Genomic DNA, 4,358 nt, shown 5'->3' on the forward strand with positions numbered 1-4,358 from the left:
GGCAAAACTACCGGATCGGACAGCTTTTGCCGGAAGCGTTGCCACCACCGACCGTTTGGTCAGGACCATGGTAAACATTGCTGATGTGCCTTTGGTGGAGGCGGTAAGAATGATGACCTTAACTCCGGCCCGCATCATGCGGATAGATCAGCAGAAAGGATCTGTCCAAAAAGGTAAAGATGCTGATCTGGTTATTTTTGATAATAATATTAATGTTTCATACACAATCTTGGAAGGAAATGTCATATACGGAAACTAACACGAATGTAATCACATTCACCAAAGGAATGTTGGAAGTGAAAATCTTTCATACCCGGGAGGAGATGGGTATGGAAGCGGCAGCTAATGTATCGGATACTATACGGCAACTGTTCAATGAAAAAGAGGAAATCAATATGATCTTTGCCGCCGCACCCTCACAAAGCGATTTTATGAAGGAGCTGATTGCCGATAAACGAATCCGGTGGGAGAAGATCAATGCCTTTCACATGGATGAGTACATTGGGTTGGAAGAGAATGCCCCTCAGGGATTCGGTAATTTCCTGAGAGAACGCATTTTTGATAAAGTTCCCTTTAAAAGTGTCCATTATATAAACGGGATAAACGGTGGAGCGGAAGATCCTTCTGCCGAGTGCGAAAGGTATGCCGGCTTATTGGATCAATACCCTGTTGATATTGTTTGTCTTGGGATCGGAGAGAACGGCCATATCGCATTCAATGACCCGCCAGTAGCCGATTTCAAAGATCCTGAATTAGTGAAAGTGGTAAAACTGGATATGGCTTGCAGGCAACAACAAGTCAATGAAAACCTTTTCACCGGAATAGACTTGGTACCTACCCATGCGATCACCGTGACTATTCCGGCACTGTTAAGGGCAAAATATATGTTCTGCATGGTACCGGCCAAAAATAAAGCTGAAGCCGTGTATCACGCTCTGAATAACGATATCAGCGAGGAATGCCCGGCTACGATCTTACGAACGAAAAAAGGCGCTGTATTGTATCTGGACAAAGAAAGTGCGTCATTACTGAATTAAAACAAAATCATTATGAGACTAAAAGTTATTTTGTCAGCTATTTTGTCCGGACTTTTATGGATAGCCCAGGCACAACAAATAAAAATTGGCATCATCGGCCTCGATACCTCTCACTCTATTGCCTTTACCAAATTTTTGAATGGAGAAGATAAAAAAGAAGAATTCAAAGATTTTAAAATTGTCGCAGCCTATCCCTACGGATCGAAAACCATTAAATCGAGTTACGACCGCATACCTGATTATATAAAACAGGTTAAAGGATTGGGAGTGGAGATTGTTCCCTCCATAGCAGAATTGCTCAAAAAAGTAGATTGTGTAATGTTGGAAACAAACGATGGGAACCTGCATCTGGAACAGGCGTACGAAGTGTTCAAGGCAGGTAAGATCATGTTTATAGATAAACCGCTTGGCGCCACTTTGGCACAATCCATAGCGATCTGTCAATTAGCCAGGGAATATAATATTCCCATTTTCTCTTCATCCGCGCTACGGTTTGTTCCGCAAAATCAAAAATTACGCAACGGAGAGTATGGTAAAGTTTTAGGAGCGGATTGTTACTCTCCGGCAACACGTGAAATATCGCATCCCGATTTTGGGTGGTATGGCATCCATGGCGTGGAAACCCTGTTCACTATTATGGGAACGGGGTGTGTATCCGTGAATCGAATGTCGGCTGAAGGAACTGACGTAGTCGCCGGCTTATGGAGCGATGGCAGGATAGGCACGTTCAGAGGCCTTCGTGCGGGAAAGGGTATCTACGGAGGAACAGCCTTTACGGATAAAGGCGCGGAACCTGTCGGTCCCTATGAGGGATATGAAGTACTACTGACGGAGATATTGAAATTTTTCAGAACTCGCGTTGCTCCGATTTCAGCAGAAGAAACGCTCGAAATATTCACCTTTATGGAGGCTTCGAACGAAAGCAAGCGTAATGATGGAAAAATCATCCTGATGGAGGATGTCTATCGTAAAGGCTTAAAAGAAGCTAAAGAATTACTGCTGGAATTAAAAATAAAATGAAAAAGGGTTGGTCTATAATTGCAGTCGGACTGATATTACTTTCTTGTATGCAAAAGAACAATAGCCCCCGGGGCAACCAAACGATATTTATCGGCAAAGAGGGTGAAATAAAACTGATCGTCCTTGCCCCGGGGCATTTTCATGCCAACCTGCTTCAAAAAAGCGCCATGCCACAGGTAAACGATTCGGTATTTATATATGCACCCGCCGAAGATACCGGATTAAAACAGTATCTTTCGGCCATTGAGTCGTTCAACCAAAGAGATAAAGATCCTACAAGTTGGCAAACAATTGTCTATACCGGCGACGATTTTCTAAATAAGATGGTAACCGACAAAAAAGGGAATGTAGTCGTACTTGCCGGTAACAATAAAGAGAAAACCGAATATATTCTCAGTGCGGTAGATGCCGGATTAAACGTTTTGTCGGATAAGCCGATGGCGATTAACCGGGAAGATTTTCTTTTGTTGGAAGAAGCGTATGCCAATGCTGAGGCACAAAACGTGTTGTTATATGATATGATGACCGAACGTTACGATATGCTAAATATCATCGAGAAAGAGTTGATAAACGATCCCGATTTTTTCGGTGAGCTGAAAACGGGAACACCGGAAGATCCCGCCGTGTATATGGAGAGCGTGCATCACTTCTATAAAGAAGTGTCCGGCACCCCGTTGATCCGTCCGGCATGGTATTACGACGTGGAGCAACAGGGCGAAGGGATTGCCGATGTAACCACGCACCTGATCGATTTGTTGTTCTGGAAATGTTTTCCCGGACAGTCTATCAATTACACCCGGGATATCGGGAATATCTCTTCCTCTCATTGGGCAACAGAGATCACATTACCGCAGTTTACAAAATCGACCGGTGAAACCGCCTTCCCCGATTACCTGCAAAAATACCTCAACAATTCCATACTGAAGGTGTATGCCAACGGCACTCTCCACTTCGATGTAAAACACCGGAATGTGGGCTTAAAAGTTATTTGGAATTACCAGGCGCCTGAAGGTAGCGGAGATACCTTCATGTCGGTTGTAAAAGGAACAAAAACTACGCTGAAAACAATACAGAACAAAGAGCAGAATTTTGTGAAACAACTGTATGTGCAAAAAACCGACGGGATGGATGAAAATGAATTTTCCGATAACCTCCAAAAGGCGATCGAGAAAATCCGGACAACCTATCCTTTCGTATCTGCTTCTCCTACAACCGTAAAAGGGGAGTATATCATCAATATTCCTTCCGAAAACAGGGAGGGACACGAATCACATTTCAAATATGTTGCCGAAAGTTTTTTCAGCTTCTTAGTAAATCGCGATATGCCTGACTGGGAAAAAATCAATACCTTAGCAAAATATTACATCACAACAAAAGCTGTAGAAATTGCAAAAGATAGGGATTGACATCGGCGGGACTTATTACGAATCATCAAAGATGTTCCATGGTTCATTGCAGAACATCATGGGAACACGGTTCGATATACTTATCATCGGCCAAAACAAATTGAAATCGCAGGAAGTTTGGAAAGATGTCGTTTTCGAACTTCGGCGGCTCGACCGGATCTTTAATCGCTTTAGCAGTACAAGCGAAACTTCAAAAATCAATCGCGAAGCTATTCTTGAACCTGTGCATGTAAGCCAGGAGATGTGGACGATCCTGAAAAGTTGCCGGCAATACAATATCCGCACATTGGGATTGTTTGATATCACATTGGATGATTTTTCAAAAGTGTTGCTGGATGAAAGAGAGCACACTGTCATTTTTTTGAAAAAAGATATATCATTAGATTTTGGAGGCTATGCCAAAGGATATGCACTGGTGAAAATTAAGGATTTAATTCATCAAGCCGGAGTAAAACACTGTTTTGTAGATTTCGGGAACAGTTCTATTCTGGGAATGGGGCACCATCCTTACGGAGATGCATGGAAGGTGAGCATTGAAAACCCATATAACCATGATGAAGTTTTAGGTGAGATTTCTTTAAAGGACGAGGCATTGTCGGTATCGGGAAATACACCGACCTACACAGGCCATATAGTACGGCCTATGTCGCGAGAAGCAATAAAAGGAAATAAGGTCGTCTCGATCACCTCAAAAGATCCATTGGATGCTGAAGTGCTAAGCACAGTTTTCATGATCGCCGATGATACGGAAAAGAAACGAATTACAGAAGGTTTTAAAGTACAAAATACAGTAGAATATTAGTCTAACTTTAGTGAAGTAACATTATGTCAAACAAAAAGCCTAAACAAGTGGATACGAGCCTGCGACAATTTATCAAAGACTTAGGTTACGTTT

Annotated in this window: 5 protein-coding genes; all 5 read left to right on the forward strand. The window is 42.6% G+C overall.

The window, feature by feature from the left end; genetic code table 11:
- On the forward strand, positions 1-259 hold a 259-nt coding region (locus Q0502_RS08105), incomplete at its 5' end, for an amidohydrolase family protein (RefSeq protein ID WP_298649438.1).
- Positions 240-1,037: a glucosamine-6-phosphate deaminase gene (locus Q0502_RS08110; RefSeq protein WP_286847147.1), complete on the forward strand. Its 798-nt coding sequence runs from the start codon at positions 240-242 to the stop codon at positions 1,035-1,037. The genes Q0502_RS08105 and Q0502_RS08110, both read left to right, overlap by 20 nt.
- A gap of 12 nt (positions 1,038-1,049) precedes the next feature.
- Positions 1,050-2,057 (forward strand): Gfo/Idh/MocA family oxidoreductase, encoded by a 1,008-nt coding sequence (locus Q0502_RS08115; protein WP_286847145.1) that lies wholly within the window; start codon positions 1,050-1,052, stop codon positions 2,055-2,057.
- Positions 2,054-3,463, forward strand: coding sequence for a putative oxidoreductase C-terminal domain-containing protein (locus Q0502_RS08120; RefSeq protein ID WP_286847142.1), 1,410 nt, complete (start codon positions 2,054-2,056; stop codon positions 3,461-3,463). The genes Q0502_RS08115 and Q0502_RS08120 overlap by 4 nt, the downstream gene beginning before the upstream one ends.
- Positions 3,464-3,494: 31 nt before the next feature.
- On the forward strand, positions 3,495-4,265 hold the full coding sequence (locus tag Q0502_RS08125; protein WP_286847154.1) for an FAD:protein FMN transferase: 771 nt from the start codon (positions 3,495-3,497) through the stop codon (positions 4,263-4,265).
- Positions 4,266-4,358: the final 93 nt, after the last annotated feature.

Origin of the sequence: uncultured Proteiniphilum sp., assembly GCF_937873925.1 — a bacterium.
GTDB lineage: Bacteria > Bacteroidota > Bacteroidia > Bacteroidales > Dysgonomonadaceae > Proteiniphilum.